Annotated in this window: 27 protein-coding genes; 20 read left to right on the top strand and 7 right to left on the bottom strand. The window is 69.4% G+C overall.

What is annotated here, in order from left to right; all coding sequences use genetic code 11:
- Window positions 1-106: 106 nt before the first annotated feature.
- Both dcd and ACZOOI_RS13590 read left to right on the top strand, forming a co-directional pair.
- A complete protein-coding gene (gene dcd, locus ACZOOI_RS13595) occupies window positions 107-688 on the top strand; it encodes a dCTP deaminase (RefSeq protein ID WP_020557430.1) in 582 nt (193 codons plus the stop codon).
- Between the two features lie 238 nt (window positions 689-926).
- On the top strand, window positions 927-1,424 hold the full coding sequence (locus ACZOOI_RS13590; RefSeq protein WP_360323835.1) for a phosphoribosyltransferase: 498 nt from the start codon (window positions 927-929) through the stop codon (window positions 1,422-1,424).
- A gap of 110 nt (window positions 1,425-1,534) precedes the next feature.
- Here ACZOOI_RS13590 and ACZOOI_RS13585 read toward each other — a convergent pair whose 3' ends face one another.
- The 7 genes from ACZOOI_RS13585 to ACZOOI_RS13555 form a co-directional block, all read right to left on the bottom strand.
- Window positions 1,535-2,137, bottom strand: coding sequence for a bifunctional DNA primase/polymerase (locus tag ACZOOI_RS13585; protein WP_465280898.1), 603 nt, complete (start codon window positions 2,135-2,137; stop codon window positions 1,535-1,537).
- A 395-nt stretch (window positions 2,138-2,532) separates the two neighbouring features.
- The gene (locus ACZOOI_RS13580; RefSeq protein WP_465280897.1) at window positions 2,533-3,498 is read right to left on the bottom strand and encodes a Yip1 family protein; all 966 of its coding nucleotides are present in this window, start codon (window positions 3,496-3,498) and stop codon (window positions 2,533-2,535) included.
- A gap of 228 nt (window positions 3,499-3,726) precedes the next feature.
- Window positions 3,727-5,955 carry a (Fe-S)-binding protein gene (locus ACZOOI_RS13575; protein WP_465280896.1) on the bottom strand — a complete coding sequence of 743 codons (2,229 nt, stop codon included), beginning with the start codon at window positions 5,953-5,955 and terminating at the stop codon, window positions 3,727-3,729.
- A 348-nt stretch (window positions 5,956-6,303) separates the two neighbouring features.
- The gene (gene clpB / locus ACZOOI_RS13570; RefSeq protein ID WP_465280895.1) at window positions 6,304-8,928 is read right to left on the bottom strand and encodes an ATP-dependent chaperone ClpB; all 2,625 of its coding nucleotides are present in this window, start codon (window positions 8,926-8,928) and stop codon (window positions 6,304-6,306) included.
- Window positions 8,929-9,041: 113 nt separating this feature from the next.
- Window positions 9,042-10,622, bottom strand: a complete 1,581-nt coding sequence (locus ACZOOI_RS13565; protein WP_465280894.1) for a recombinase family protein — start codon at window positions 10,620-10,622, stop codon at window positions 9,042-9,044.
- The gene (locus ACZOOI_RS13560) at window positions 10,619-10,996 is read right to left on the bottom strand and encodes a hypothetical protein (RefSeq protein ID WP_465280893.1); all 378 of its coding nucleotides are present in this window, start codon (window positions 10,994-10,996) and stop codon (window positions 10,619-10,621) included. The genes ACZOOI_RS13565 and ACZOOI_RS13560 overlap by 4 nt, the downstream gene beginning before the upstream one ends.
- 23 nt (window positions 10,997-11,019) lie before the next feature.
- The gene (locus tag ACZOOI_RS13555; RefSeq protein WP_465280892.1) at window positions 11,020-11,472 is read right to left on the bottom strand and encodes a helix-turn-helix domain-containing protein; all 453 of its coding nucleotides are present in this window, start codon (window positions 11,470-11,472) and stop codon (window positions 11,020-11,022) included.
- A gap of 227 nt (window positions 11,473-11,699) precedes the next feature.
- On the opposite strand from ACZOOI_RS13555, the gene ACZOOI_RS13550 reads away from it, so the two are divergent.
- The 18 genes from ACZOOI_RS13550 (at window position 11,700) to ACZOOI_RS13465 (ending at window position 25,613) form a co-directional block, all read left to right on the top strand.
- Window positions 11,700-11,912 (top strand): hypothetical protein, encoded by a 213-nt coding sequence (locus tag ACZOOI_RS13550; protein ID WP_465280891.1) that lies wholly within the window; start codon window positions 11,700-11,702, stop codon window positions 11,910-11,912.
- A 76-nt stretch (window positions 11,913-11,988) separates the two neighbouring features.
- A complete protein-coding gene (locus ACZOOI_RS13545) occupies window positions 11,989-12,222 on the top strand; it encodes a hypothetical protein (protein ID WP_465280890.1) in 234 nt (77 codons plus the stop codon).
- Window positions 12,219-13,280 (top strand): YqaJ viral recombinase family nuclease, encoded by a 1,062-nt coding sequence (locus ACZOOI_RS13540; protein ID WP_465280889.1) that lies wholly within the window; start codon window positions 12,219-12,221, stop codon window positions 13,278-13,280. The genes ACZOOI_RS13545 and ACZOOI_RS13540 overlap by 4 nt, the downstream gene beginning before the upstream one ends.
- The gene (locus ACZOOI_RS13535) at window positions 13,277-14,107 is read left to right on the top strand and encodes a recombinase RecT (RefSeq protein ID WP_465280888.1); all 831 of its coding nucleotides are present in this window, start codon (window positions 13,277-13,279) and stop codon (window positions 14,105-14,107) included. Before ACZOOI_RS13540 ends, ACZOOI_RS13535 begins: the two co-directional genes overlap by 4 nt.
- A complete protein-coding gene (locus tag ACZOOI_RS13530; protein WP_465280887.1) occupies window positions 14,104-14,997 on the top strand; it encodes a DNA cytosine methyltransferase in 894 nt (297 codons plus the stop codon). The genes ACZOOI_RS13535 and ACZOOI_RS13530 overlap by 4 nt, the downstream gene beginning before the upstream one ends.
- On the top strand, window positions 14,994-15,803 hold the full coding sequence (locus ACZOOI_RS13525) for a hypothetical protein (protein WP_465280886.1): 810 nt from the start codon (window positions 14,994-14,996) through the stop codon (window positions 15,801-15,803). Before ACZOOI_RS13530 ends, ACZOOI_RS13525 begins: the two co-directional genes overlap by 4 nt.
- On the top strand, window positions 15,800-16,492 hold the full coding sequence (locus ACZOOI_RS13520) for a zinc finger domain-containing protein (RefSeq protein ID WP_465280885.1): 693 nt from the start codon (window positions 15,800-15,802) through the stop codon (window positions 16,490-16,492). The genes ACZOOI_RS13525 and ACZOOI_RS13520 overlap by 4 nt, the downstream gene beginning before the upstream one ends.
- On the top strand, window positions 16,489-16,872 hold the full coding sequence (locus tag ACZOOI_RS13515; RefSeq protein ID WP_465280884.1) for a hypothetical protein: 384 nt from the start codon (window positions 16,489-16,491) through the stop codon (window positions 16,870-16,872). Before ACZOOI_RS13520 ends, ACZOOI_RS13515 begins: the two co-directional genes overlap by 4 nt.
- 135 nt (window positions 16,873-17,007) lie before the next feature.
- Window positions 17,008-17,451: a single-stranded DNA-binding protein gene (locus ACZOOI_RS13510; RefSeq protein WP_465280883.1), complete on the top strand. Its 444-nt coding sequence runs from the start codon at window positions 17,008-17,010 to the stop codon at window positions 17,449-17,451.
- An 83-nt stretch (window positions 17,452-17,534) separates the two neighbouring features.
- Window positions 17,535-17,801: a WhiB family transcriptional regulator gene (locus tag ACZOOI_RS13505; protein ID WP_465280882.1), complete on the top strand. Its 267-nt coding sequence runs from the start codon at window positions 17,535-17,537 to the stop codon at window positions 17,799-17,801.
- On the top strand, window positions 17,798-18,232 hold the full coding sequence (locus ACZOOI_RS13500) for a hypothetical protein (RefSeq protein WP_465280881.1): 435 nt from the start codon (window positions 17,798-17,800) through the stop codon (window positions 18,230-18,232). The genes ACZOOI_RS13505 and ACZOOI_RS13500 overlap by 4 nt, the downstream gene beginning before the upstream one ends.
- A gap of 12 nt (window positions 18,233-18,244) precedes the next feature.
- Entirely contained in the window at window positions 18,245-19,054 is an 810-nt protein-coding gene (locus ACZOOI_RS13495; protein WP_465280880.1) for a hypothetical protein, read from the top strand.
- A 140-nt stretch (window positions 19,055-19,194) separates the two neighbouring features.
- Complete coding sequence (locus ACZOOI_RS13490) at window positions 19,195-20,640, top strand: hypothetical protein (protein ID WP_465280879.1); 1,446 nt, start codon at window positions 19,195-19,197, stop codon at window positions 20,638-20,640.
- 57 nt (window positions 20,641-20,697) lie between these two features.
- On the top strand, window positions 20,698-21,258 hold the full coding sequence (locus ACZOOI_RS13485) for a hypothetical protein (RefSeq protein WP_465280878.1): 561 nt from the start codon (window positions 20,698-20,700) through the stop codon (window positions 21,256-21,258).
- A 72-nt stretch (window positions 21,259-21,330) separates the two neighbouring features.
- Window positions 21,331-22,245 carry a DUF2637 domain-containing protein gene (locus ACZOOI_RS13480; protein ID WP_465280877.1) on the top strand — a complete coding sequence of 305 codons (915 nt, stop codon included), beginning with the start codon at window positions 21,331-21,333 and terminating at the stop codon, window positions 22,243-22,245.
- A gap of 130 nt (window positions 22,246-22,375) precedes the next feature.
- Window positions 22,376-22,885, top strand: coding sequence for a helix-turn-helix domain-containing protein (locus ACZOOI_RS13475; RefSeq protein ID WP_465280876.1), 510 nt, complete (start codon window positions 22,376-22,378; stop codon window positions 22,883-22,885).
- A 3-nt stretch (window positions 22,886-22,888) separates the two neighbouring features.
- Entirely contained in the window at window positions 22,889-24,151 is a 1,263-nt protein-coding gene (locus ACZOOI_RS13470; protein WP_465280875.1) for a PBSX family phage terminase large subunit, read from the top strand.
- Window positions 24,138-25,613, top strand: coding sequence for a phage portal protein (locus ACZOOI_RS13465; RefSeq protein WP_465280874.1), 1,476 nt, complete (start codon window positions 24,138-24,140; stop codon window positions 25,611-25,613). The genes ACZOOI_RS13470 and ACZOOI_RS13465 overlap by 14 nt, the downstream gene beginning before the upstream one ends.
- Window positions 25,614-25,635: the final 22 nt, after the last annotated feature.

The raw sequence follows: 25,635 nt of genomic DNA, 5'->3' as shown, positions 1-25,635 counted from the left end.
GTCACTCTACCGGATGGTCGAGCGTGGTTGCAGCAACGTTTCGTGGTGGGGGCGGGTGGTGCGGAGCGTTTGGGTGGATCCGGGGGCCTGCGATTACCCTTTCCACGTGCTTCTATCGGACAAGGACATTCGCGCGGAGATCGACTGCGGTCGGGTTCGGATCGATCCCTACGAGCCGGCCATGGTTCAGCCGTCGAGTGTGGACGTTCGACTTGACCGGTTCTTTCGGGTCTTCGAGAACCACAAGTACCCGCACATCGACCCCGCCGTCGAGCAGCCGGATCTCACTCGCATGATCGAGCCGCCCGAGGGCGAGCCGTTCATTTTGCATCCCGGTGAGTTCGCGCTCGGCTCGACCTACGAGGTCGTGTCGTTGCCGGACGACGTGGCCTCCCGGTTGGAGGGGAAGAGTTCGCTCGGGCGGCTCGGGCTGTTGACGCACTCCACCGCCGGGTTCATCGACCCGGGCTTCTCGGGGCACGTGACGCTGGAGCTGTCCAATGTCGCGACGTTGCCGATCAAGTTGTGGCCGGGGATGAAGATCGGCCAGTTGTGCATGTTCCGGTTGTCGTCGCCGGCCGAGTTCCCGTACGGGTCCTCGGTGTACGGGTCGCGGTACCAGGGACAGCGCGGGCCGACTCCCTCCCGCTCGTTCAAGGACTTTCATCGGACGAACGTCCGCGACTAGATCGCGGCGAGGTGGTGATCCTGCCGATGCCGATGCCGATGCCGATGCCGATGCCGATGCCGATACCGATGCCGCGCCCGCGAGCACTGTTCATGACCGCGAGCGCCGATCATGATCACGAGCGCTGCTCATAACCGTGAGCGCTGCTCGCGAGCGTGAGCGCTGCTCTCGCAACCACCCAACCCGCCGCGACCACCACCTGCGGCCGATCCCGAAGCGAAGATGGGCATACCCGGACATGAGTGACGTGCGCGAAAACCTCACTTGGCCGCTCTTCGGCCAGGCCACGCGTGAGCTGGCGACGCAGGTCGCGGAGGACGGGTACGAGCCCGACATCATCCTGTCCATCGCCCGCGGTGGCGTGTTCGCGGCCGGTGCGCTCGCGTACGCGCTGGACGTGAAGAATCTGCACCTGGTCAACGTCGAGTTCTACACCGGCATCGGGACCACGCTGGACATGCCGGTCATGCTCGCGCCGGTGCCGGACGTGGTGGACTTCTCGAACAAGAAGGTGCTGATCGCGGACGACGTCGCGGACACCGGCAAGACGCTGCTGCTGGTCCGGGACTTCTGCGAGGGCAACGTCGCCGAGGTGCGCTGCGCCGTCGTCTACGAGAAGCCGCAGTCGCTGGTCAAGTGCGAGTACGTGTGGAAGCACACCGACGACTGGATCAACTTCCCGTGGTCCGTGCAGCCGCCGGTGGTCACCCGCCAGGGCCAGATCCTCGACGCCTGAGCCGGACCGGAGCCGGAGCAGGGATCGGCAGAGGAAGAGGGGCCGGAGCAGGAACAGGAGCCGGAGTACCGGCTGCGGCATGCGCCGCCGCCGGCGCTACCGCCCGCGCGCTACCGCCCCTGTGTGCTGAACCGCATCAACGCGCCCAGTACGTCCACCGCTCCCGGCAATCCCCGCTCGATCGGATCCGGGGGGACCGCCCAGCGGGTGCATTCGCCGCATGCGGTGGACGAGGGCGGGGCCGGTACGAAGTGGCCCACCGCGTGGTGGCGGACGTCGAACCGGGCCGTGTCGTTGTGGTCGACCGTGTACCAGTACATGTTGCGCGCGCCCGGGTCGACCAGGAACAACAGCCGCTCGCCCGGTAGATGCAGGACCGGCCCCAGCGGCATGCCGATCACCTCCAACTGGCGGATCGCCGCGTAGCCGACCTTCGCCGGGGCGTCCAGGACGTCGAACTCCAGCCCGCTCGCGAGCAGGACCGTGTACGGCTTCCCGCTCCACCATTCCCAGACGTCGTCGGTCGATCGGGTGGCCCGGGTCAGCCCGGGTTCCGCAGCGGGGTGGGCGCCCGGGTCCGGGCAATCGGTGTCGCCGCACGAACATCGACCGTCTTCGACGTAGGCACCGGGCAGGACGGGCCAACCGCGATCCACGACGTAGAAGAGAGCGGCGGCCTGGAGCGCAGCCCTGGTGCGTTGCCGCACAAGCATGTCGGTTCCGTTCCTCACAACCGCGATGACGACGAGATGTCGTACGCGGACAGGTGTACATCTACGAGTACACCGCCCGGAGCGGTTACCGAACAGATCCGCAACGCGGCCCGGCCGTGCCACTTGTGGTCCACCCGGTCCACTGCCGGCACGCTTCGCCGCCGGCCTGACTCGACGTCAGAACCGAGGTCGCACCCACACCCCCACCGCCGCCCACCTCACAACGCCACCAACACCCTGACGCCGTCCAGCCGTCCAGCCGCAAGGCCGCCCGGCTATCCGGCTGCCCGGCTGTCCCAGGGTCACGACCTCACGACGCCCAACGCCCAACGTCCCGCCGTCACGCCGCCACGCCTCACAGCGTCACGATCGCACAACGTCACGCCCTCGCGACCTCACGACGCCAACGGAAGCTTCAACACCAGCAACAACGCGATCAGCTCGACCGACACACACCCCAGCGCCCGAGGCCACGGCAACTCGTGCACCCGTGTCATCAACATCGTCAGCAGCCACGCGGTCAGCGCGAACGACGCGATGCCGATACCGGCCACGATCGGATTGTCGTCGGGTGCGAACAGCGCGACCACAAGCCGCGGTGCGTCCGCGATCCAGACCAGGATCATCGACAGCGTGATGAACGGTGTCGGCGACCCGTTCCCGCCGAACTGGGTCGCGAGCGCATGCGACACCAGCCCGAGCAGTGCGCAGAACGCCGGCACCATCACGATCACGATGCCGAGTGCGGGCACGCTCGTACTCATGGTCGAGTCGACGAGCTCCTTGCGGGACGCGTCGTTCGCGAACACCGCGAGTGCGCCACCGAGCGCGGACATGATCAGCGCCGGCCACCACACCGCCTGGTCACGGACCGCGTCCATGGTGCGCAACGGGCGCAGCACGAATCCGCTCAGCACCTCTTTCCAGTGCAGGGCCCGCGGCGGAGGACCGCTGTACTGCGGCGGCTGCGGGTACGGCTGCTGCTGCCGGGGCGACACCGCGGGCGTCACCGTCGTGTACTCCTCCGGCGGCGCGCCGTAGATGTACAGACTCGTCTCGTCGGGCAACGACAGGGGCCCGTAGTTCGGGTCGCCCGAGCCGCCCTGTCCACCCTGCGACGACGAAGGCGGAGGCGGCGGTGGCGGCGGAATCTGCTGCCCGTGGCCCTGCTGCCCATGGCCTTGTTGCCCGCCGTAGCCCTGCTGCCCGCCGTGGCCCGGTTGGCCGCCGTAGCCCTGCTGCCCATACCCCTGTTGGCCACCGTACTGATCGCCGTGAGCCCCGCCGTGCTGAGGTGGGTAACCCTGGCCGGCAGGCGGGGGCTGTTGCCGGTACGGGTCGTAGGGTCCATTGCCAGTCACATCAATGACGGTACCGGCAGTTCGACCCCCCGCGTCGTCCCGGGAAGGTCGTAATTCGGGCACAAAAACGCGATCGCCGTCGACCTCCCGCAGGAGAACCGACGGCGATCCCGTCACCTGTCACTCGTTATCAGCCGCCGACCGCCGACCGCCGACCGCCGACCGCCGACCGCCCGTCACCCGTCGCCCGTCACACAAGCCCTACAAGCCCTACAAGCCCTACCTGCCCTACTTGGCTCCCGCGTCCTCCAGGGCCCCCTCGGCCGCCGGTGGTTCGGGGAGTTGCACGGATTGCAGCAGGAGTTGTGCCACGTCGACGACGCGGAGGTCCTCCCTGGCCTCGCCGGCCTGCTTCTTGGCGTTGATCGAGTCGGTGAACATCACCAGGCAGAACGGGCAGGCGGTGGAGACGATGTCCGGCTTCAGCGCCAGGGCCTCGTCCATGCGCTCGTTGTTGATGCGCTTGCCGATGCGCTCCTCCATCCACATCCGCGCACCACCCGCACCACAACAGAAACCCCGCTCCCTGTGCCGGTGCATCTCCTCGTTCCGCAACCCCGGAACCCGCGCGATGATCTCCCGCGGCGGCGTGTACACCTTGTTGTGCCGACCCAGATAACACGGGTCGTGATACGTGACCAGCCCGTCCACCGGCTCCACCGGCGTCAGCCGACCCTCGTCCAACAGATGCTGCAACAACTGCGTGTGGTGGATCACCTCGAAGTGCCCCTCCAACTGCGGGTACTCGTTGGCCAACGTGTTGAAACAGTGCGGACACGTCGTGACGATCCGCTTGCGCGGCGCGTCCTCCAACGCCGCGTTCAACGTCGCCACGTTCTGCGCCGCCAACATCTGGAACACCACCTCGGACCCCAACCGGCGCGCCGAGTCACCCGTGCAGGACTCCTCCTTGCCCAGGATCCCGTACCGCACCCCGGCGATGTGCAACAGCTCCGCGAACGCCTTCGTGGTCTTCTTCGGACCGTCCGCCAACGCCCCCGCACACCCCACCCAGAACAGGTACTCCAACTCCGCCGGATCCACGTCCCGCCCCACGATCGGCACCTCGATGCCGGTCGCCTTCGCCAACTCCTTGACCCAGTCCAGACGGGCCTTGGTCGCCACACCCCACGGGTTGCCCTTGTTCTCCAACCCCTTGAGCATCGTCGCCGCCTCGGAGGGGAACGCACTCTCGATCAACACCTGATACCGGCGCATGTCCACGATGTGGTCCACGTGCTCGATGTCGACCGGACACTGCTCCACACACGCCCCGCACGTGGTGCACGACCACAACACGTCCGGATCGATCACCCCGTTCTCCGCCGCCGTCCCGATCAACGGCCGCTCCGCCTCGGCCAGCGCCGACGCCGGCACCTTCGCCAACTGCTCCGGCGTCGCCCGCTCGTTGCCCTCCTCGTCCTTCCCGCCCCCGGCCAGCAGGTAGGGCGCCTTCGCGAACGCGTGCTCGCGCAACGACATGATCAACAACTTCGGCGACAACGGCTTGCCCGTGTTCCACGCCGGACACTGCGACTGACACCGACCACACTCGGTACACGTGGAGAAGTCCAGCAGACCCTTCCAGGTGAAATGCTCCACCTGCGAGACCCCGAACACCGCATCGTCCGCCGGATCCTCGAAATCGATCACCTCACCACCCGAACGCATCGGCTGCAACGCACCCAACGCAACCCCACCATCCGCCTCACGCTTGAAGTAGATGTTGAAGAACGCCAGAAAACGATGCCACGCCACACCCATGCTCGGGTTCAGGCCGATCGTCACGGCCCAAGCGCCGGTGGCGGTGAGCTTGATCATCGCGGTCAGGTAGACCAGGTTCTCCAGCGTGGACTCGCTCAGGTCCTGGAACGCCAGGCTCAGCGGGTACGACGCGAAGAAGCCCGCCTCGTAGTGGTCCACCCCCAGCAGGGCGGCCTCCAGGGCGCGCAGTGTCAGGATCGCGAGGCCGATCACCAGGATCGTCCACTCGACGTAGTACGCCTGCCACGACACCGAGCCGGCGAACCGCGACTTGCGGCCCGGGCGCGAGGGCAGGCTCAGCTGCCGGATGACCATCAGCACCACGATGCCGACGAATGTGGCCAGTGCGATGAACTCGGTGAAGAGTTCGTACGGCAACCAGTCGCCGATGAGCGGGAACACCCAGTGGGCGTCGAAGAGTTGGACGATCGCGGTGACGATGGTCAGGCCGAGGGTCAGGAAGCCGACGGCCACGAACCAGTGGGCCACGCCGACGACGCCCCACTTGAGCATGCGGGTGTGGCCGAGGAACTCCCGGCCGAGGGTCGCGGTGCGCTGCGCGGGCTGTCCGGTTCGGCTGCCGTCCGGCTGACCGACCTGGACGAAACGGTAGATGTGCGCGACGGCGCGCGCCGCGAGCGCGGCGCCGACCACCAAGGTGACCAGCGAGATCACGATCGCTGCGAGCTGCATGGGTGTTCGGCTCCTCCGGTGGGACGTCCCTTCCGGGGCGTGTATCGGCCGACAGCGTACGGCCGTGCGGGCATCTTACCCACTGGTAACTTATCCACTGCTTCGATGATATCCGTCACGCTGGACGCTACCCGGTTCGCAGCTTTTGTCCGCTTCATCCGACCCTAGGTGATCTTGTCTTACCACTCGTGCCGCCCGACCACCACGCCGAAGCACCGAGCCCCAAGACACCGCACCGAGCCCCAAGGCACCGCACCGAAGCGCGAAACGCCAAGCACCCAAGCGCCACCGAGCCCCGAACCACCAAAGCGCCGGAACCCGCAACGGGTCCCGGCGCCATGACGTCGATCAGACGGTCTTCGCCGCCTCCGGCTTCCGCGGCTGCACGACCAGCGTGTCGCTCGCCCCGTCCAGGTCGACCAGGACCGTGTCCCCGTCGCCGACCTCGCCCGCGAGCAATGCCCGGGCCAGCTTGTCGCCGATCGCGGTCTGGATCAGCCGGCGCAGCGGCCGAGCGCCGTACGCCGGGTCGTACCCGGTCAGCGCGAGCCACTCGCGGGCCGCGTCGGTCACCGTCAGGGTGATCCGGCGGTCCTTGAGCCGGGCGCCGAGCCGGTCGACCTGGAGTCCGACGATGTGCGCGAGCTCCGCCGTGCCGAGTGCGTCGAAGAGCACGATGTCGTCGAGCCGGTTGAGGAACTCGGGCTTGAACGCGTTGCGCACGACGTCCATCACCATGTTCTGCTGCTGCTCGTGCGACAGCGCCGGGTCGACCAGGTACTGCGACCCCAGGTTCGAGGTCAGGATCAGCACCACGTTGCGGAAGTCCACCGTGCGGCCCTGGCCGTCGGTCAGCCGTCCGTCGTCGAGCACCTGGAGCAGGACGTCGAAGACCTCGGGGTGGGCCTTCTCCACCTCGTCCAGCAGCACGACCGAGTACGGCCGACGGCGCACCGCCTCGGTCAGCTGGCCGCCCTCCTCGTAGCCCACGTAGCCGGGCGGCGCACCGACCAGGCGGGCGACCGAGTGCTTCTCCGCGTACTCCGACATGTCGATCCGCACCATCGCGCGCTCGTCGTCGAAGAGGAAGTCGGCGAGCGACTTGGCCAGCTCGGTCTTGCCCACGCCGGTCGGGCCCAGGAACAGGAACGAGCCGGTCGGGCGGTCCGGGTCCGCGATGCCGGAGCGGGCCCGGCGCACCGCGTCGGACACCGTCGTCACGGCGGTCTTCTGGCCGATCAGTCGGCGACCCAGCTCGTCCTCCATCCGCAGCAGCTTGCCGCGCTCGCCTTCGAGCAGTCGGCCCGAGGGGATGCCGGTCCAGGACGAGACCACGTCGGCCACGTCGTCCGGGCCGACCTCCTCCTTGACCATCGCGGTGCCGTCCGTGCCCCGGTCCCCCTCGGTCGCCGCGGCCTCGGCCAACTCGCGCTCCAGGGTCGGGATCTGCCCGTACATCAGCTTGGAAGCGGTCTCGAAGTCGCCGTCCCGCTGGGCCCGCTCGGCCTCGCCGCGGGCGGCGTCCAGGCGCTCCTTGAGCTCACCGACCCGGTTCAGACCGGCCTTCTCCTGCTGCCACCGCGCGGTCAGGCCGCTGAGCTGCTCCTGCTTGTCCGCGAGGTCCTTGCGCAGCCGCTCCAGCCGATCCCGGCTGGCCGCGTCGGTCTCCTTGGCCAGCGCCATCTCCTCCATCCGCAGCCTGTCGACCGAGCGCTGCAGCTCGTCGATCTCGACGGGGGAGGAGTCGATCTCCATGCGCAGCCGCGAGGCCGCCTCGTCGACCAGGTCGATCGCCTTGTCGGGAAGGAAGCGCGCGGTGATGTAGCGGTCGGAGAGGGTGGCCGCGGCGACCAGGGCGGAGTCGGCGATCTGCACCTTGTGGTGTGCCTCGTACCGGCTCTTGAGTCCGCGCAGGATCGCGATGGTGTCCTCGACGCTGGGCTCGCCCACGAACACCTGCTGGAACCGGCGCTCCAGCGCGGGGTCCTTCTCGATGTGCTTGCGGTACTCGTCCAGCGTGGTCGCGCCGACCAGGCGCAGTTCGCCGCGCGCGAGCATCGGCTTGAGCATGTTGCCCGCGTCCATCGAACTGTCGCCGGTGGCACCGGCGCCCACCACGGTGTGCAGCTCGTCGATGAAGGTGACGACCTGGCCTTCGCTGGACTTGATCTCGTTCAGCACCGCCTTGAGCCGCTCCTCGAACTCGCCGCGGTACTTCGCGCCCGCGACCATCGCACCGAGGTCGAGCGCGATCAGTCGCTTGTCGCGCAGCGACTCGGGCACGTCGCCGGCCACGATCCGGCGGGCCAGGCCCTCCACGACGGCGGTCTTGCCCACGCCGGGTTCACCGATCAGTACCGGGTTGTTCTTGGTCCGGCGGGACAACACCTGGACCACCCGGCGGATCTCCGAGTCGCGGCCGATGACCGGGTCGAGCTTGCCGTTGCGGGCCTCCTCGGTCAGGTCGCGACCGTACTTCTCCAGTGCCTGGTAGGTGCTCTCCGGGTCCTGCGAGGTGACCCGGGCGCTGCCGCGCACCGCCTTGAAGGAGTCGAGCAGTGCCTGCGGGGTGGCCCCCGCCTCGCGCAGCGCGTCGGCGACCGGACCGGAGCGGCCGGAGGCGAGGCCGACCAGGACGTGCTCGGTGGACACGAAGGTGTCGCCGAGCTTGTCGGCCTGCTTCTCCGCCTCGTCCAGCGCGAGCATCGTCTCGCGGGCGAGCTGCGGCGCGGCCACCGTCGATCCGGACGCGCTCGGCAGGCGATCCGCGATCTGGCCCGCCGCGACCTTCAGGAGCGGCACGTCCACACCGGCCGCGCCGAGCAGCGGGACCGCGATCCCCTCGGGCTGTTCGAGCAGGGCGAGCAGCAGATGCGCGGGCTCCACCTGGGGGTGTCCCGCCGCGGAAGCCTTGCGGATGGCGACCGAAAGGGCCTCTTGGGCCTTGGTGGTCAGCTTGTCCAAAGTGCTCACTCTGCTACCTCCTACCGCGTGTGGTCCGCGGCGCTTGAGTCCTCAACCGTCCTGCCAGCACAACCGGTGCAGAGTTGAGTCTATTCCACTCAAGTTTGATGCGCCTGCGCCTCTTACGCGGCCTTCTTCTCCGCCCACGCGTCAGGCTCCCACACTGGATGCACAGTGACCGTGACCGAACGGTCGGGTTCGCGCCGGATCTCGACTCGTCGCGCGAGCTTGTGCAAGAGGGCGTTCTGCTCCTTGGCGGTCAAGGTCTTCCATTCGTCGAGCAGGCCGACCGCGATCGGGCGCAGCTCGTCGACCGACGGGAGCACTTCGACCTTGGGTTCGAGCGCGGTTACCACCGCATCCGCTTCGGCATGCTTGGCCTTCAACTTGTCGAGTGCATGGGCGTACGTGTCGCCCGGGTAGTTCTCCGGCGACAGCGCATGGTCGACGGTTAGACGCGTCAACGCGTCCTGTGCCCGCTTTCGGGCCGCCTGTGCCTCCTTGAGCTTCTGCTCTGTGCTCTTGCGAACCTGGCGAACCTCGACCGATTCGACAGGCGCGGCCGGCGCGCTGTCGATGCCTGCTGCAACCGTGCCGAGCCAGTCAACGACTCGTGCCTCGACCAACGGCCGGAGGATCCATATCCCTTGGCAGAGGGAACCGGCGCTCTTGCTGTTGTACGAGCAGCGGTAGACCCCGCCCCGAGTCCCTCGGTACGGGGATGCTGTCGCCCCCTGCCGACAGTTCCCGCACCTGCTGAGCCCGGACAGGGGGTAGGACCCGCGCCGGGCGCGCGGCGCGATACGGCGCACCTCCTTCACGGTTCCGAGGTACTCGTCCCACTCGCCGTCGAGCAGCATGGCCGCTTGCGCGCCCGGCATGTAGTAGTGGTTCGGGCACGTCCCAGACCGTTTCCCACAGGTGCACTCCTTGCTGTGCACGCGCAACAGGCCAGCGGCGAACCCGCTGATCATGTACCCGTTGACTGCCTGACCGGTCCACGGGCCGGCCCAGCTCGTCAGGTACCCGCATTCGTTGAGCCATGCGGCAATGCCGGGGTAGCCCGCCTCGCGCGCCGTGTACATGCGGTACATGGTCCGAACCACGGGTCGATGGTCGCGGATTGGCTCGTACCACTCCTGTTGGATGGTCCAGCCGCCGATCCCGTCGGGGATGCGCCGCGGGTGCCAGTGGTACCCGAACCGCTGCCGGCCCGTGGCGGGTAGGCCGAGGGCCCGACGGTGGTCGTGCGTCTCGCGCCACTGTTCGCCCGCGCGATCGGACTCGAACGCCGCGACCTCCAGAAGGACGCCGCGCTGAAATCGACCCGTTGCCGTGCGCGCGTCGACTTCTTCTGTGGCCGACTCCAGTTGTCCGCCGGCGCGCTCGACGCGCTCGATGTTGACGGCGTTGCCGTGCCTTGTGCGACCAAAGCGCGAGTACTTCCATACGGCTATCTCTCGCGCTTTGCCCTGCTCGACCGCCCCGATTGCTTGCATGATCTTGCGCTTGAAGTTGCGGCCGGACGCGTCGAGATCTTCGATCCAATCGACGATCACGCGACCGCGACGGCGTGCCCATTCCACGATCGCCGCGCGCTGAAGCTCTGGGCTGATCTTCTCTTCGTTCCACGTACTGACGCGTACGTACCCGATGGCGGGTATGAGCATCCCGCCGTCGATGGCTGGTTTCAATAGGTTCACCGTGCGGCCCTTCCGTGTCGAGGCCGCACCTCCTGTACGGCCTGGAGCGGGAACAGGTGGAGTGTGCCGGTCGGTTCGTGCTCGTCGTCGAGGTCGACGTGTTGAGCAGGCGCCGACAGTTCGCTGGCGCCCATGTGCTCGATTGCCGTCCGGTATCCCTCCGTGCGGAGTGCCGCGCATGCGTCGTCGCGGCGGACCTGGGCCATGCGCAGGCACGCGAGCATGGTTGCTGCGCCTCCGCTGACCATCAGGGCCACGCCTACGACTGCTGCGATGCGGTGCACAACCGGCGCCGCCAACGCAAGCACGACCACCGCAGCACCCCCTGCGTGCACTGCGATACCGGCCCCCGCGACCGCTTTCGGGATCTCCATCCGGCGCACTCTCCTCGGTAGTCCTATGTGCTTCGACGCCTCGTCGATGGGCGACGTTGCTCCTGCTCCTGCAACGTTTTGATCATTGAGATCAGCAGGTCGCGCCGTTCCTCGCTATGGATACCAAGTCGGTCTGCCGCTTCCTCCGGCGTGATCCGATCGGCCATAGGCACGGGCCGTGCCGCCCGTTGTAGCTGTGACTCGTCGACGACGCCGGCGCGTAGGAGTACCTCGCCGAGTGGGTCGCCGAGTCCGTCGGCGATCTTCTTCAGCACCGACGGATCTGGAATGGATTGACGAAGGAGAATCCGCGACACGGTCGACGGTGAGATCTTGGCGTCGGCCGCGAAGCGTGCCCGCCCGCCTCCCCTCGGGCTCACGTCGTACTTACGAGCGACGAGTCGTTCCTCGAACCAGTCGCCGAATCTGTTGATCTGCTCTTGGTCTGGCGTGCTCTCTTGGGTGGTCGTCCGCATACGGACAACCTACCTGCGCAGTAACTTGCCCATGGGCATACTCGCAGATCAGAGAGCTACCAACCTCCTGTCTCACTGCGTCGATCCACCATAGCGCGATCTCTCGAACAGGTGCTCGATTAGTCGATCGAGACACTCGGGGTCGCTAGCTCTCTTGCCAGAGAGGTAGTCGTATGACTACGTTCTCTCTCGCCAGGATGATCACTTCTCTTGGCAGAGAGGAACGCATGTCTTCCGTGATCCCGCGCGCTGACGCCTTCCGAGCTGCTCGCGCCGTTCTCGACGCTGCCCGCGCCCGCCGTGACGCCTTGCCCGTCCGGGTGGCCGCCGAGCAGGCCGCCGTCGGCAGTACGCGCTCGGTCGACGAGATCGAGGCGTTGCTGCTCGTCCTGCGGGCCCGCAGCACGCACGCCGCGCCGGCCATGCCCGCGGCTGCCTGACCCCCACACATGCAACCGGGCCCGTCGGATGCGACCCGACGAGCCCGGACAACCACACCCCGAAGGACAGGTCTGTATGCAGTCCAAGCGTATCCAACTCGCGCTTACCGATCCGCTCGTCGAGCCGTTTGTCGAGGCTCTCAACGAGTTGCCGGCCGACGAGCGCGTGCAGTTCATGAACAGCTTCGTCAAGGGTCTCGCCGCCGCGCTGCCCCGGGTGTCCTCGCACAACGACCACCCGACCGACGTCGACGCCTACAGCGAGGGTGCGCACGTCGCGCGGTCGCTGATCGCCGGCGGTGTGCTGTGACGATCGCACCCGAGCGGCCGAGTCTGTTCTCGTCGGCCGCGCTGATCGCGCCGGTTGATCTCGCCGAGACCGATCGGACGGCGTGGCTCGACGCTCGCCGCGGCGGCATCGGCGGGTCGGACGTCGCCGCCGCGCTCGGCATGAGCAAGTACACGTCGTCGTACGAGCTGTACCTCGACAAGCGCGGCGAGCTTCCCGAGATCCCGCGCTCGCCGCGGCTCGTCGAGGCTGCCCGCTGGGGGGTCCTGTTCGAGCCGGTCATCGCCGACGAGTGGGCGCTGCGCAACGGCGTACACGTCGAGCGGGTCGGGATGCTTGCGCACCTCGACCGCCCATGGATGCGGGTGAACCTCGACCGCACGGTGCACGGCTGTCCCGATGGGCCGTGCTTCCTGGAGGTCAAGACGCGTTCGGCCTACCAGCTCGACGAGTGGGTCGACGAGGTGCCCGACGGGCCCGCGCTGCAAACGCACTGGGGACTCGGCGTGACCGGGTTCGGGCATGCGCACGTCGCGGCGCTGATCGGCGGGAACGTCCCCATGTTCCACCGCATCGACCGCGACGACGCGCTGATCGAGCATCTCGTCTCGATCGTCGGTCGCTTCTGGCAGGGCGTGCTCGACGGCACTCCGCCGGCCATCGACGGCACCGAAGCAACCGCCAAGCTGCTCGGCCACCTGTACACCGCCGACCCGACCGCGGTCGAGATCGTCAGTCCCGCGGACGTGCGGCCCCTGCTCGACGAGCGGGTCACGCTCAAGCAGCGTGTGAAGGACACGGCCGACAAACTGCAACTCGTCGAGAACAAGCTCGCCGCGCTCGCCGGCGACGCCGAGACCGTCAAGGCGCCCGACGACGAAGTCGTTTTCACGTACAAGGCCAACGGGACGTTCGCGGCCAAGCGGTTCGCCGAAGAACACCCCGAACTCGCCGCCGACTACATGCAGCCGTCGACCACGCTCGACACGAAGAGTCTCGCCGCGGATCACCCCGACATCTATCGCCGGTTCCGCGCGCGCGTTCTCCGCGTGCCTGCGGTCAAGAAGGGCAAGGCATGACGACGAACACTCTCGCGCAGCGGGTCGCCACCCGCGCGAACAACGCCGGCGCCGTCGAGCAGGCCGCGCCGCCGCAGCAGCAGACGCTCGCGCAGTTCGTCGTCGGCAAGCGCGCCGAACTCGTTCACGCCCTGCCCGCGCACATGAACGGTGCGGCCGACCGGATCATGCGTATCGTCCTGACCGACCTTGCGCGTGTGCCGGACCTTGCGCGGTCGACGCAAAGCTCGTTCATGGGCGCGTTGATGACGTGCACGCAGCTCGGTCTCGAACCGGGTGGTGTCTCCGGTGAGGCGTACCTGCTCCCGTTCTGGAACAAGCACATCGGGCAGCACGAGGTGCAGCTCGTCATCGGGTATCAGGGCATGGTCAAGCTGTTTTGGCAGCACCCTCTCGCGGGCGGCTTGGACACGCACGCCGTGCGCGAAAACGACGAGTTCGACTACGAGTACGGGTTGAATCCGCGGCTCAAGCACAAGCCGGCGCGTACCAACAGGGGCGACGTGACGGAGTACTACGCCGTCGCACGGATGATCAACGGTGGGTCTGCGTTCGTCGTGCTGTCGGTCGATGCCGTGCAGGCAGTGCGGGCACGGTCCAAGGCGCGCAACGGCGGCCCCTGGTTGACCGACTTCGACGCCATGGCCAAGAAGACGTGCATTCGCAGGCTGTTCAAGCTGCTGCCCAAGAGCGCCGAACTCGCCCGCGCGGTCGCACACGACGAGTCCGTTCGGCGCGACGACTCGGTCGAGGGCCTCGACGTCGTACCGGACTACATCGACGGCGAACTCGCCGACGACGCGACCCCCGACGGCGGCGCGCAATGACCCTGCCCGTACTCAACCCCGCCCCGGCTTCGGCCGGGGCGGGCCCCCTCACCATCGGGTCGTTGTGCAGCGGATACGGCGGCCTCGACCTGGGCGTGCGGCACGTGCTCGGCGGCCGGATTGCGTGGCACGCCGAGATTGACGACGCCGCGGTGCGCATCCTCGCGCACCACTGGCCCGGCGTGCCCAACCTGGGCGACATCACCCGCGTGCAGTGGCCCGACGTCGAGCGCGTCGACGTGCTGCTCGGCGGGTACCCGTGTCAGCCGTTCAGCACCGCCGGCAAGCGGAAGGGGGCAGCAGATGCCCGTCACCTCTGGCCCTACATCGCCGACGCCATTCGCGTTCTTCGACCGCGCCTCTGTCTCTTTGAGAACGTCGCAGGCCACATTTCCTTGGGACTTGCCGACGTCGTCACCGACCTTGCCGCGCTCGGGTGGGATGCGGAGTGGTGCTGTGTTCGCGCGTCGGAGATCGGCGCTCCGCACGCCCGAGATCGGGTGTTCCTGCTTGCGTGGCCGGCTGCTGCCGACCCCGACGACAAGCGAGGGAACCGGTTCCAAACACGCGCCGGCGAAGTCGGGTGGCCGGTCCCTCCGGAGCGTGGTCGCGTTGTTGTCGACCGCGACGTCGAGTGGGGCGACTACTGGCCCGCCGTTGACCGGTGGGAGCGCACCGCCGGACCGGTGCCCCGGCCAACTGACGATCACGGGCGACTGACCGCCGAGTTCGTCGAGTGGACCATGGGGATCCGCGGGCACGTGACGGAGGTCCCCGGTCTGACCCGTTCCGCGATGCTGCGCGTACTCGGCGCCGGCGTCGTACCCATGCAGGCCGCGGCGGCGCTGCGGCTGCTGCTCGACCGGGCCGACGTCGAGGTGCTGCCGTGAGCCACGCTGCACGCGATTGGGTGTGGACACGGTCACGCGCCCGCGGAACCGAGCGGCTCGTGCTGCTCGCGGTCGCTGAACACGTCGTCGGCGCCGACGGCGTCGCGTACGCCGGCACGACGCGACTCGTGCAGTACACCGGCGCCGCCCGTTCGACCGTGCGCGCCGCTGTCGACAGCGCGCTCGCGTCGGGCGAACTCGTCGTCGTCGAGGGCCGGATCGGGCCGCGCGGCGAGACGGTCTATCTGCTGCCGCACGCCGTCGGTCACGTCCCGGGCATGTCCGAGTCGCCCCTGTCTGACAGGGCCGGAAACCGGCCCGGACCGGAATCCGACCCGGACCGGGAACCGACCCCCGGGGGAGCGGAAACCGGCCCGGCAGGGGACCGGAAACCGGCCCGGGGGGTACCGGAATCCGGCCCCCAGAACAGAGAGCACGAGAAAGAAGAGAAGAAGCAGAGCAGCGTCGCCGAGCTGCGCCCGCTCGCCGAGCGGCTCGCCGCCGACGGCATGGCCGTTACGTGGACGCTCACCGCGGCCGAACGCGGCGACCTGCTCGCGCTCGTCGAGCAGCACGGCGTGCCCGCGCTCGTCGAGCACGTGCGCGACAGGTGGAACCCCGCATCTCCGCCGCGCACCGCGCGCTACCTGCTGCGGATGTGGTCCGACATCGGCGCCGCTTCCGCACCGCCCCAACCGGCCGGCGCCGCCGTCGTGCCCCTGCACGGCTCCCGACCCGCTCGCGCCTCACACACCGACGTACTGACCGGCGCGCTTCGCATCCTCGAACAGGAGGGACTCGCGTGAACACGCGTGAAATCGCCGCCCTACTGAACTGGGCCGCCAAACTCGACCCCCGCGTAAAGCGCGACCTGGGCGACGAGCGCGCCGCCGCGCAGCTCATCGCCACGTGGGCCGAGGTGCTCGTTGACGTGCCCACAGAGGCCCCGGTCGTTCACTGGGCAGTCTCGGCCGCCGTCACGCAGTACTACGAGAAGAACGACGAAGCGCGGTTCTGGGCAATCCACCCGCGGAACATCCTCGCCGCGTGGGCGCCGTACCGGCGGGCGCTCCTCACGCTGCACACCGACCCGTTGCCGGCCGCCGAGTCGCCCGACTCGTTCGACGCGCCCGGCTACCGCGAACAGCTCCTCGCACACCGGCGCGCCGTCACCACGGGTCACGCGCCGCCGGTCGAGTACCACGCACCCGCCATCGACGGCGCCGGACAGCGCCGGCTCGTCGCGATGATCGGCAGCGGTACCGGCCGGCCCGCCGAGTACGAACGCACCCGCTCGACCGTACGCAACACGACCGCGCCGAGCCTGGCCACCAATCCCGAGTTCGCCGTGCGCTGCCCCGACCCGGATTGCCGCGCACGTGAGCTGAACCAGTGCCGATACCCGAACCACAGGCGCATGGGCAACCGCACCCACGCGGTACGCCAAGAGGCGTACGACGTGTACGTCGAGTCGCAGAAAGGCGTACTCGCATGAGCCGCCCGACGCGCACCGGGCCGCGGTACATGGTCACCGCCTCATGGGAGGTCGGCCGAACCGCTGCGCCGTTCACGTCGAACGACCGCGCCGCCGTACGCCGAGTCGCCCGCGAACACGCCGACCGCGGCGCACAGGTCACCATCGCCGAGTACCGCAGCGGCACATGGCGCACCGTCGACGTGCTCGACCGCGCCGCCGAGCAGCCCGTCGCCCAGGTCGAGCCCGACCTCGACGACGTCGCCGACCGACTCGTCGACGAGCAGCTCGTCGAGCAAGCCGAGCACGAGCTGCGCCTGCTCGACCGCCTCATGCGCGAGCGTCCCGTCATGCGGCCGAGCCGCGCCCGGCACACCGCCGGCGGACGACGCGCCGCATAGGCACGAAGCCGCGCCGCCCCGGACCCACAACCCGGGGCGGCGCCGACACCCCCAAAAGATCCACACAAGCCCCGCACAGCCGCTAACGTGCTCTCCAGAGAGCACGAGTACCAACCGAGAGAGATAGGCGCTCACGTGGCCGCAGAGACCATCTTGACCATCGAGGGCAACCTCACCGCCGACCCCGAGCTGAGGTTCGCCGCCAGCGGCGCCGCCGTTGCGAGCTTCACCGTTGCCTCGACCCCCCGCACGTTCGACCGCCAGGCCAACGAATGGCGCGACGGCGAACCCCTGTTCATGAGGTGCGCCGCTTGGCGTCAGCTCGGCGAGAACGTCGCCGAGTGCCTCAACAAGGGCAACGCCGTGATCGTGACCGGCCGACTCAAGCAGCGCACCTACGAGACCAGCACCGGCGAGAAGCGCACCGTGATCGAACTCGAAGCGGACAACATCGGCCCGTCGCTCAAGTTCGCAACCGCCCGCCCGGTCAAGGCCAACCGGCAGCAGCCCACGCAGCAGCGACAGCAGCCGTCCGGCGACGCATGGCAGACCCCCCAGCAGCCCAACCCCCCGTTCTGACGACCGACCGCGCGACCGGTCGCACCCGGCGCCGCGCGCGAGCAGCCTCTCGACCCCCGGCTCGACCCCCCTCGGAGCACCCCTTGACTGACCCGTTCGCCGCCCCGTCCGACGTGCTCGACCTCGACCCCTCGACGTGGCCCTGCGTCGCCGCGAACGACACGGCGTGGCTCGACCCGTCCGCCCTCGTACAGCTCGACGCCGCGGCGCGGTGTGCCGGCTGCCCCGTCCTGCTCGCCTGTCGCGACCGTGGCCGACACGGTCCGCACGGCGACCCCGAATGGGGTGTGTGGGGCGGCGAGACGACGGAGCAGCGGCGCGTCGCCACCGGCCGGAGCATCGTCAAGTGAGCGCCGTCGAACAGCGCGACCTCGACCGCCTCGACGTCCTGCTCGGCCGCGCCGACCGCGGCGTGCTCCTGGTCGACGAGGCGCGCGTGCTGCGCTCCCTCGTGTACCAGCTCGTCAACCGGGCCGACGAGAACCGCAGGAGCTACCTGCACGCGCGCGCCGGCGAAATCCAATGGTGGGGTCGGTGGGTTGAGACGTCGCGCCGCTCGCGTCTGCGCCTGCGTGCGCTGCGCCGTGCGCTCGACCGCGCCCACCGGGCCCGCGCCGTCGAGGCCGCGCTCGCCGAACGGCTCGACGTGGCCGAGCAGCTCGCCGACGCGCTGACCGATCACGCACTCGGCGACGACGCGCTGCTGCTCGCCGACACCATCCGCCGACTGTGCGCCGGCGACATCACACCGCACCGCGCACTCGCCGACACAACCGACTGAGGAGCAGCACCCATGACGTACACCGACACCGTGCGGACCGCGGTCGACGCGCTGCGCACCATCCGCGGCGAGTGGGGCGCGCTGCTCGTCGCGGTCGAGCAGCCGCCGGCCGACGAGTGGCCCCCGCGCGAGTACCGCGGCGGCCTGTTCGCCGGCGTCGACAGCGGCGACCCGCTGCTCGTCGTCGACCGCGCGCCGCTCACCCTGCGCCCGTACTCGGCGCCGGCCAACCTCGACGCGCTCGACGCCGGCGTGTTCGTCGAGCGCGCGCTGTTCGATCTCGCCGACACGATCGCCGCCGCGGCGCAGCGACCCATCACCCGCGCCCAGGTCGCGCCGCTGCGCTGGGAGCAGGACGACGCCGACGCCGCCGACCCGCGCCGCTGGGCCTACCCGAGTCCCACCTCACCCGGCAGCCGCGCCCACGGCACCGAGTTCGCCGCCCTGTGGATCGAGGGCAGGGTGCTCGACGACGACCTCGACGACGAGCTGCTGCCCGACGGCCGGCGCGGGCCCGCGCTGTTCCTGCCTCTGCCCGAGCACCTGCTGCACGAGGCGCACCGGGTCGCCCGTCGCTGTGCCGAGCGCATCCGGCGTGCCCTGCTGATGGAGGAGCGGCCGGCCCCGGGCACCGCGGCGTGCCCCTGGTGCGGCGGCGAGCTGACCCTGCACACGCGCCGCGGCGAACCCGAGCGCATCACGTGCGCGACCGGCGCGGCATGCCGGGCCCCGGCGTCGGTTGACGACGCCGGCCGGCGCACCTGGGCGGGCGACTCCCTGCTCGCGCTCGTGACCGATCTCGCCGGCGCCGCCGCGGCGTAGGGCACCGGACCGGGCCCGGCGTAACTTCCGGGCCCGGCTTGCCCGTTGCCTCTTGTGTACTCAGTACTGAACTGAGTACAGTACGAGGTGTCGGGCTCCACACCGACAACTCACTCACCACAACCACGGGAGCTACCCCCATGACCAAGCGATACGCGACCAGCACTCTCAAGAGCGTCGTTCTGCACTCCCAGGGCATCAACAGCAAGCGCGCCGACTGTGGCCGCATGGCCGAGCACGTCGTCGATGCCGACGCCGCATCGTTCGGTCTGGCCACGCAGACCATGCGTCACTGCAAGTCCTGTGTGAACACCCGCACCGCCCGCCGGCACGTCGAGCTGTCGCTCGACGCTGGCGTGATGGTCGTCGAGACCGCGGCCCCCAAGAAGCGCACTCCGGCCGCCGTCGAGGTCGAGCTGCCCCTGCTCGACGAGCCGGCCGTCGCGACCGAGCCGACCACGGCCGACGAGCCGTCGGACACGTGGACGATCACGAACCGCGCCGGCGAGGAAATCGCCCGCGTCGAGGGAGCCACCAGCCACGACGCCACCCGCGCCGCCGACGCCCTGCCCACGGTGCAGGTCACCAGCCGGCGTGAGGGTGGGTTCAGTCAGCGCCGCCTGCGCACGTCCGAGCTGTTGCCCGTGGTCGCCGCCGAGCAGCCCGCGGCGCCGGCCGCTCCCCGTGCGGACGATGCCGAGTTCTGGAAGGTGCTCAACCTCCGCTTTGCGCTCGTCGGCCGCGGCCGGCTCGTGCACTGCTCGCCGGGCAACGACGAGACCCTTTGCGGCCGGCCGATCACGCGATACATCTCGCTGATCGACTCTGCCGACTACGACCTGTGCCGCCGTTGCTCCACGCGCGGCGACACCCTCGCGCCCGCGGCGCGTGCCGAGCAGGCCGCCCTCGCTCTTGGGATTGAGCGGATGCGTAACGCCTTCACCATCGAAGATGCGGCCGACGCCGCCCGCAGGGTCGGGACGCTCGTCGATTCGGCGTCGTACGCCACCCGGCGCGGTATCCCTGCCGACCTCCGGAGGGTGCTCGACTCGATCACCGCAACCAACAACACGGCTTCCCTGTCCGACCTGGCACGACGCGCCGTCGAACTCTGGGATGCGGCGCACGGCGTCGACACCACACCGGACGTGATCGAGGGTGTGATCATGGAACACGACGGCACGGCGCAGGGCAGCGCGCCTCGTCACGCTTCACACCCCGACGTCATCGCCGCTCGTGAGGTGCTCAACCATCTTGCCGTGGCCACGCTCACCAATCACACGGACCTCACGCCCTACGCAGAGGAGGTCGACACCGACATGCGGGGTTACGTCGTCGAGCCCTGCGGAGGCGGCCGAGTTGCCGCCTACTGGATCGAAGCCGGCCAACTCGTTACCCGCGACGACATTTGGTCGCTGGTCTCACTCGCCGTGCTGCGCCAGACCTTCGAGAAGGCAGGTTGGCGAACCGAGCCGCAGGGTTACTCGTGCGTGTACGCGTGGCGCCCGATCGAGCAGGAACCGCGGACCGCCGTAGCGCCCACAAGGGATGACGTGAGCACGTGTCCGACCCCGCCGATTGACTAGACCGTTCGGCCCGCCCCGGCCCCTCCGGGGCGGGCCCTACCAGGAGGAGCCGAGCACATGAACGAGGCGCGGAACGCACGCAAGCACCCTCGGTCGTTGGACGAAGTGGAGCAGCGCAGCGCGGCCGAGCGGTACGCCGCCGAGGTCCTGCGCTTGTCCCTGGACTACGAGCAGCAGACCCGGCAGGCACGCGGCGACGCCGAGTTGAACCAAGCCGCGCAAGTGCTCGCCGACGCGCGCCAGGTACAGCCGCACATCCCGCGCATCGTGTATGAGGCCCTCGACCGCGGACACTCCGCCGCGCATGTGGCCCGGCTGCTTGGCTTGACCGAGTCCTACGTGTACCGGCTGCGCCGAGAACACCGCCAATTCGCGTGGCGCATCGACGTGCAGCAGGACGACGGCACGTACGCCGAAACCGACGACGGCGCCAGCGTGGTACCGCGCGCCACCACCGACGCTCAGCTCGCCGAGCAACTCCTCGCCGACTACATCACCGCTCACGGCGACGAGGGTCCGCCGCCGAACCGGGTTCGTGTCCTGATCTGGCCGGACGAGCAGGACGCCGACGACGCTGCGTACGTCGCCAACGGTGTACCCGGCGAACACCAGGACTGAGACACAGGCCGGCCCCGGGGCGCGGACTCCACTCCGGCACCGGGGCCTACATCACACGGGAGCTACCCCCGCATGACGTACGTTCACCCTACTGTCGCCCGCCCACGTGCCGCCGGCCGTGCCCAATGGGTCGCGCCGCTCGCGTCCGGTGCCATCACGGCGGCATTCGCGTATCTCGCGTTCCGCCTCTCGTTCGAGTCGTTGACGGCGCTCGCCGTCGAGCACGGAACGCCGCCCGACATCGTGTGGATGTTCGCCGCGCTCGTCGACGGGGGCGCGGTCGTCGGTACCGCCGGCGTCGTCATGGCGCAGTACACCGGCCGCGCCGTCTGGCCATACTGGCTCGTCGTGTTCGCGTTCGCCGCGACGTCACTCGGGTTCAACGTCGCCCACTCCGACCGCACCGCGGCCGGCGTCGCCATTGCCGTTACGCCGCCGCTTGCGCAACTCGTCGCCGTCGAGCTGCTCGTGCGCCTGCTGCCGGCGCCGTCCGCCACGACCGGCGCCGCCGTACCCGACACGTTCGCCGCCACCGCCGCCGCCGCACCTGTCGCCATCCGCCGGCAACCCGCCACACCGGCGCCGCCTCGACCCCCGGTGGTACCGCGCGGTGCGCGCCTGCTCCCCCTGGTGGCGCCGCCGCTCGACGACGGCGGCGAGCAGCTCGTCGTCGACGTCGCCGCACTTGCCGCCGCCGTGGCGCCGCGCCCGCCGCAGGCCGCCGTCGAGACGCCGCTCGTTGCGTTCGTGGCGCCGCCGCTCGACGACCGGGTCGACGAGGACCAGGAGCACGACAACGTCGACGAGCCGGCCGCCGCGCCGATCCGCCGGCCGAGCGACGAGCAACTCGACGCGTACGAGCGGCTGCTCGAACAGCACGGCCGGCGCCCGACCGCGCCCGAACTCGGCGAGCTGCTCGGCGTCAAGCGCAGCCGCGGGCAGACCGTGCGCGCCGCGGTCGAGGCGTGGCGCGCGGGCAGGGTTTGAAATCCGGCGCGACCGGGTGCAGCATTGGAGCCGTCCCCGGCGTGCCCGGAGATGGTCAATCCGCTGCGAACAGCCCGTCACCCCTTACCGGTGACGGGCTGTTTCGCGTGCCAGCACACCTGGGGGTGTTGTGTCCGACCCGATCACCGACGACGACCGGCACCGGGTGCGGCTGCTCCACGCCGCCGGGAAGTCGCGCAACGACATTGCGAGAGAACTCGGCCGCTCCGGCTCGACCGTCTCGAAGATCGCGCAGAGCGAAGGACTGACCTTCGACCGCGCCGCGACCGTGGCCCCCGCCGTCGAGGCACGCCGCGCCGATCTCGCCGCCGTTCGCCTTGATCTACAACACCGGCTGTACGCCCGCGCATCCGCCGTGCTCGCCCGGGTCGAGGCGCCCACCTACGTACGTACCGAGATGCTCATGTCCGGGCAGACCGTCGAGGTGCTGTCCGACGACCCGCCGGCGCAGGACGAGCGCCATCTCGCGCAGGCAGTCGCCTCCCTGCTCGCTTCGGCGCAGCGACTCGCCGACGTAGACGCCGGCACCGGTTCGACTGAGGTTCGGTCGATGCTGACTGACCTTGCCCGCGGCATCCGGGATGCGTTCGCCGACGAGGAGGTCGACGAGGAGGCGTAACACGTGCCCCTCGACGACCTGCCTCTCTCGCGGAAACAGCTCCGGTCGGTGGCGCAGTCCACCGCACGCATCAACTTGTGGCATGGCGCCGTTCGGTCCGGCAAAACGGTGTCTTCGCTACTTGCGTGGGTGCTTGCGGTAGCCGACGCGCCACCGACCGGCCTCATCGTGGTTGTCGGCAGAAGCTTGCAGACGATCGAGCGGAACGTGTTCGAGCCGCTCCAAGACCCGAGCCTGTTCGGTCCGCTCGCCGCCGAGATCAGGCACACCCGCGGCGCGTCCGTGGCCACCGTGCTCGGTCGCACCGTCCACCTGATCGGTGCTTCCGACGCGCGAGCAGAGGGTCGGCTGCGTGGCCTCACGGCGTCGCTCGCGTACGTCGACGAGGCGACGCTGCTCCCGGAAGCATTTTGGACTCAGCTACTCGCGCGCCTGTCCGTTCCCGGCGCCCGGCTGTTCGGCACGACCAACCCGGACAGTCCGCGGCACTGGCTCAAAGTGCGGTACCTCGACCGGCAGCGCGAACTCGACATGAGGTCATGGCACTTCAAGCTCGCCGACAACCCGAGCTTGTCGCGCGCGTACGTCGACGCGCTCGCCGCCGAGTACGTCGGCCTGTGGCGCCGGCGGATGATCGACGGCGCGTGGTGCGTCGCCGAAGGCGCGATATACGAATCGTGGGACGAACAGCAGCACGTCGTCGACGAGTTGCCCGAGATCCGCCGTTGGTGGATGGGCCTCGACTACGGCACGACAAACGCAACCTCCGCGGTGCTGCTCGGCCTGGGCGCCGACGACCGGCTGTACGCCGCGGCCGAGTGGCGCCACGACTCGCGCGTCGCTCGCCGGCAGATGACCGACGCGCAGTACAGCCGCGCGATACGCGCATGGCTCGACGGACTCGACATTGCGCCCGAGTGGTCGTTCATCGACCCGTCGGCCGCCTCCTTCATTCAACAGCTCTGGACCGACGGATACCCGGGCATCGCGCGGGCCCGGAACGAGGTCGTCGACGGCATCCGATCCGTGGCGACCGCGATCGAGTCGGGCCTGCTGTTCGTACACCGCTCATGCGAAGGACTGCTTGCCGAACTCCCGGGCTACGCCTGGGACCCCAAGGCGTCCGACGAAGGCCAGGACCGGCCCTTGAAGCGCGACGACCACAGCGTCGATGCGCTTCGCTACGCCGTCCATTCGACGGCGCACGAGTGGCGCCACCTGATACCCGCACTCGTCGACGAGGAGGTGACCCGTGCCGCTGCCTGAGAACGGGGCCGCGTGGCCACCGCCACAGTGGGCGGGCATCTACGGCGAGATGCAGGTCGACGACGCGTGGTACAGCGGTGATCGGAAGCGACTCGCCAAGCTGTACCAGGGGCAGCACCGGCGCGCGGACGGGCGCCGCCGGCTGTGGGCGCGCCACCGTGCCCAACAGCCCGGCCAACGTGACGGGCGCCTGCACATCCCGTTGCCGTCGGACATCGCCACCACGAGCGCCGACATGCTGTTCAGTGAGCCGCCCGTGTTCACCGTCGACGCCGCGGCGCAGGATCGGCTCGACGAGTTGGTCGAGTCGGGTGGCGTGGCGAACACGCTGCTTGAGGCGGCCGAGATCGCCGCGGCACTGGGCGGGGTGTACCTGCGCGCGACGTGGGATCGGTCCCTGGTGAATCGCCCGCTGCTCACCGCGGTTCACCCCGATGCCGCGCTGCCCGAGTTCGTGTTCGGTGTGCTGGTTGCCGTGGCGTTCTGGCGCGAGTTGCCGTCCCGTTCGGCCGCGGTGTGGCGTCACGTCGAGCGGCACGTGCGCGGTCGGATCGAGCACGCGCTCTACCAGGGGACGGCTGACCGGATCGGTACGCGCGTGCCGCTGACCGAACACCCGGAAACGGCGCCGCTCGTCGAGGCTCTCGGCATCGAGGGCGACAGCATCCCGACCGGTATCGACCTGCTGACCGCGGTCTACGTGCCCAACATCCGGCCGAACCGCCTGCACCGCGGGTCGCCGCTCGGCCGCTCCGATTTTCAGGGCAGCGTGCACGACCTGTTCGACGCGCTCGACGAAACGTGGTCGAGCTGGATCCGAGACATTCGCCTTGCCCGCGCGCGGCTGATCGTTCCCGATGGGTACCTGCGCGATCACGGTCCCGGCAAGGGCGCGAGCTTCGACGACGACCGGGAGATCTGGCAGACGCTCGCGATCCCCCCGACCGAACAGAGCGGCAGCGGGATCACGCTGTCTCAGTTCGCGATCCGGGTCGAAGAACACAGCCGCACGTGCGATGCGATCGTGCGCCAGGCCGTGCAGTCGGCCGGCTACGCGCCGCAGACGTTCGGACTTGGCGTGTCGACCGCGCTCACCGCAACGCAGATCGTCGCGGAGGAGCGCCGGAGCATGATCACCCGGAAGAAGAAGGCACGCTATTGGGCGCCGGCGATTGCCGACATCCTGCACGCGCTGCTCGCGCTCGACCGCACGCTCGGGTGGTCCGGCATCACACCGGAGCGACCGCGTATCGCGTTCGGGCCGGCAGTGTCGGAAGACCCGCAGAGCACCGCACAGACGCTCGCGCTTCTCAACCAGGCGCAGGCCGCATCGGTCGACACGCGCGTGCGGATCCTTCACCCGGATTGGTCCGACGAGCAGGTGCGCGCCGAGGTCGAGGCGATCCTCGTCGAGACCGGGCAGGCCGTGCCCGACCCAATGCAGCTCGGCGACGTCGCGTAGACGGGGGGATTGACGTGCCGGT

The sequence above is a fragment of the Embleya sp. L77 genome (assembly GCF_055557415.1).
The sequence above is the reverse complement of the archived record's forward strand: the minus strand, read 5'-3'. Positions and strand labels throughout refer to the sequence as shown.

Bases quoted from the DNA above. Each gene is read 5' to 3' on its own strand.
- ACZOOI_RS13590 (WP_360323835.1), top strand. From the start codon at position 927: ATGAGTGACGTGCGCGAAAACCTCACTTGGCCGCTCTTCGGCCAGGCC.
- ACZOOI_RS13585 (WP_465280898.1), bottom strand. From the start codon at position 2,137: ATGCTTGTGCGGCAACGCACCAGGGCTGCGCTCCAGGCCGCCGCTCTC.
- ACZOOI_RS13575 (WP_465280896.1), bottom strand. From the start codon at position 5,955: ATGCAGCTCGCAGCGATCGTGATCTCGCTGGTCACCTTGGTGGTCGGC.
- ACZOOI_RS13560 (WP_465280893.1), bottom strand. From the start codon at position 10,996: ATGGAGATCCCGAAAGCGGTCGCGGGGGCCGGTATCGCAGTGCACGCA.
- ACZOOI_RS13555 (WP_465280892.1), bottom strand. From the start codon at position 11,472: ATGCGGACGACCACCCAAGAGAGCACGCCAGACCAAGAGCAGATCAAC.
- ACZOOI_RS13550 (WP_465280891.1), top strand. From the start codon at position 11,700: ATGTCTTCCGTGATCCCGCGCGCTGACGCCTTCCGAGCTGCTCGCGCC.
- ACZOOI_RS13545 (WP_465280890.1), top strand. From the start codon at position 11,989: ATGCAGTCCAAGCGTATCCAACTCGCGCTTACCGATCCGCTCGTCGAG.
- ACZOOI_RS13535 (WP_465280888.1), top strand. From the start codon at position 13,277: ATGACGACGAACACTCTCGCGCAGCGGGTCGCCACCCGCGCGAACAAC.
- ACZOOI_RS13530 (WP_465280887.1), top strand. From the start codon at position 14,104: ATGACCCTGCCCGTACTCAACCCCGCCCCGGCTTCGGCCGGGGCGGGC.
- ACZOOI_RS13515 (WP_465280884.1), top strand. From the start codon at position 16,489: ATGAGCCGCCCGACGCGCACCGGGCCGCGGTACATGGTCACCGCCTCA.
- ACZOOI_RS13495 (WP_465280880.1), top strand. From the start codon at position 18,245: ATGACGTACACCGACACCGTGCGGACCGCGGTCGACGCGCTGCGCACC.
- ACZOOI_RS13490 (WP_465280879.1), top strand. From the start codon at position 19,195: ATGACCAAGCGATACGCGACCAGCACTCTCAAGAGCGTCGTTCTGCAC.
- ACZOOI_RS13485 (WP_465280878.1), top strand. From the start codon at position 20,698: ATGAACGAGGCGCGGAACGCACGCAAGCACCCTCGGTCGTTGGACGAA.
- ACZOOI_RS13480 (WP_465280877.1), top strand. From the start codon at position 21,331: ATGACGTACGTTCACCCTACTGTCGCCCGCCCACGTGCCGCCGGCCGT.